The organism is Candidatus Darwinibacter acetoxidans (assembly GCF_041936445.1).
Classification (GTDB): Bacteria; Bacillota; Limnochordia; order Darwinibacteriales; family Darwinibacteriaceae; genus DTU010.
This window is the reverse complement of the sequence record NZ_JBHGXH010000220.1, coordinates 1-2,015: the sequence shown is the minus strand read 5'-3', so window position 1 is coordinate 2,015 and position 2,015 is coordinate 1. Positions and strand designations below refer to the sequence as shown.

Annotated in this window: 4 protein-coding genes and 1 pseudogene; all 5 read left to right on the top strand. The window is 54.8% G+C overall.

What is annotated here, in order from left to right; translation table 11 throughout:
* Positions 1 to 357 precede the first annotated feature (357 nt).
* Entirely contained in the window at positions 358 to 621 is a 264-nt protein-coding gene (locus ACE4YL_RS08350; RefSeq protein ID WP_461369506.1) for a hypothetical protein, read from the top strand.
* Positions 618 to 803: a hypothetical protein gene (locus ACE4YL_RS08345; protein ID WP_461369505.1), complete on the top strand. Its 186-nt coding sequence runs from the start codon at positions 618 to 620 to the stop codon at positions 801 to 803. Before ACE4YL_RS08350 ends, ACE4YL_RS08345 begins: the two co-directional genes overlap by 4 nt.
* The gene (locus ACE4YL_RS08340; RefSeq protein ID WP_461369504.1) at positions 800 to 1,348 is read left to right on the top strand and encodes a YopX family protein; all 549 of its coding nucleotides are present in this window, start codon (positions 800 to 802) and stop codon (positions 1,346 to 1,348) included. Before ACE4YL_RS08345 ends, ACE4YL_RS08340 begins: the two co-directional genes overlap by 4 nt.
* Positions 1,345 to 1,563, top strand: a complete 219-nt coding sequence (locus ACE4YL_RS08335; protein WP_461369503.1) for a hypothetical protein — start codon at positions 1,345 to 1,347, stop codon at positions 1,561 to 1,563. Before ACE4YL_RS08340 ends, ACE4YL_RS08335 begins: the two co-directional genes overlap by 4 nt.
* Positions 1,564 to 1,567: 4 nt before the next feature.
* Positions 1,568 to 2,015, top strand: a pseudogene (locus ACE4YL_RS08330) (hypothetical protein); the annotation flags it as partial.

The following is a 2,015-nucleotide window of genomic DNA, read 5'->3' as shown; positions in this document are numbered from 1 at the left end:
GCCTTGACCGGGTGCTGACATTCCTGGCGGTAAATGATCTGTCGGCGGTCCGGGAGGTTATGCTGCTGCATCTTTCAGATGGCAATTCGGATGCGGTGGGGTTTAAAAGAGCTATTCAAGCCGCCACGGGCCGCATGGTCCGGGTGGCGGAGAAGGGGGAGATAGTATGAGCAACCATTGCGTATGTTGCGGTATGCCTATACCGGAAGGCCAAAGAGTTTGCTCTATGTGCTATGGCGACATTGATTATGGCCAGGATGGTTATTACCGCCAATGGGCGGAGGAGCAGGAAAGAATAGCCGAAGAGGAGAGAAGAGTGGAAGAACGGATGATGAAATTGCGGAGGAGGTGGAGGGTGTGAAGCGCCTACGCGGCTACACCCGGATGAGCTGGGAGCGCCAGATCGACGGTATCGAAATATCCCTGTGGGTCACCCCCGGCTGGAAGTATGCCTACCTTTATGAAAACGGCACCCGGCACGTGGCTAAAGACGCCGAAGAGCAGGCCGAGATCCACCGGACGCTGGGCTTGCCGGAGGTCGGGGGGGATTTTGAGACGGGGCTGAGGCAGCAGGTAGCGGGGGTGGGGCAACCTGCCCCCGGAGGAGGGATAAACCCATGACGATTGATGGAAATTGCGGAATTTATAGCCTGACCTGCGACATCTGCGGCGAAGATGCTGATGAGGATTTTTTCGAGTTTTACGATGCTGTGAATTACAAAAAGGCCAACGGTTGGAAGAGCCAAAAACACCGGGGCGAATGGGAAGATGTCTGCCCCGAATGTCAGGAGGCGGAGAAGTGAGAGAGTACAAGTTTCGGGCGTGGTCAAGGCTCAAAAAATATATGTTCGAGGTCAACGCTATGTCGCAGAAAGCTGTGGAGGAGATGCGCGACGGTATGAGCTTCAGGTATGCCCGCGACGAGGTGGTGCTGATGCAATCCACCGGCCTGCACGACAAGAACGGCCGGGAGATATACGAGGGGGATATTGTGCGGGTTGTGGGGACCCCCTATTATGCCCCGTGTGGTGCGGTGACTTACAACGGCAAGGAATACGGGCTGCTTTACGATGACGGCTTCTGCGCAGACTTCACATGGGAGGACTGGGAGCGGTATTTTGAAGTCATCGGCAACGTCTACGAGAACCCGGAGCTGCTGGAGGCCGACGAAAGTTTACCTAAATTCTGCTACGACCCCTACGACCCCGACAGCGATCATTGCCGAGCATGTCTCTGTCCCACATGCACCTACTTCTGGGCAACAGATGCCGGTGAATGCGTTGAAGGTTGTGAGCTCTGCGGCGGCAAGTCGTGGACCAGCTGTATCCGCTATGAGGAAGAGAAATGAGCCAGGCCGTTGACTTGCGCCACCTTGACTACGCCAAGCGCGACCGGTTTTATATCGCCGGGGGCGACTGGAACCTGGCATGGACGAAAGACGAGCTGGAAACTGTCAGGGAGCTGCGGGAGCGCGGCGCCAAGGTGTGGGAGGTTGCCGAGGCGGTGGACAGGCCCGACTATGAGGTGGCTGTGCTGATAATGGATCTGGAGGAGCGGGGGTGATAACTTGAGCCGATATGTAAACATCGCGACAAGGATCTGGCATGACGAGAAGTTCCGGGAACTACCGGATGATGCAAAGATGCTATTTATCTACCTGCTGACATGCCCTCATGGGAATATGTGCGGCCTGTTTTACCTGCCGGCGCTTTACGCTTGCCACGACCTGGGCTGGACTGAAGAAAGGTATGCGGCAACCCTGGGACTGCTGCAGGAGCAGGTATGCACCGATGAAGATGTTGTGCTGATCAAGAATTTTGTGCGCTACAACCCTATCAAGGGATCAAAGCAAGCGATAGGTGCAGCAAGGCGGTTGCAGGAGGTTCCAGAAACGTCACTGATAGTGCATTTTCTTGAAATATTAAAAGAAAATACCCTACCGGATGACTATATTACCTTTACAGATACCCTATCGATACCCTATTTGACATCGGAAAATACCCCTTCGATCCCAG

Excerpts from the sequence above, each read along its gene's own strand:
- ACE4YL_RS08345 (WP_461369505.1), top strand. The coding sequence starts at position 618 with ATGACGATTGATGGAAATTGCGGAATTTATAGCCTGACCTGCGACATC.
- ACE4YL_RS08335 (WP_461369503.1), top strand. The coding sequence starts at position 1,345 with ATGAGCCAGGCCGTTGACTTGCGCCACCTTGACTACGCCAAGCGCGAC.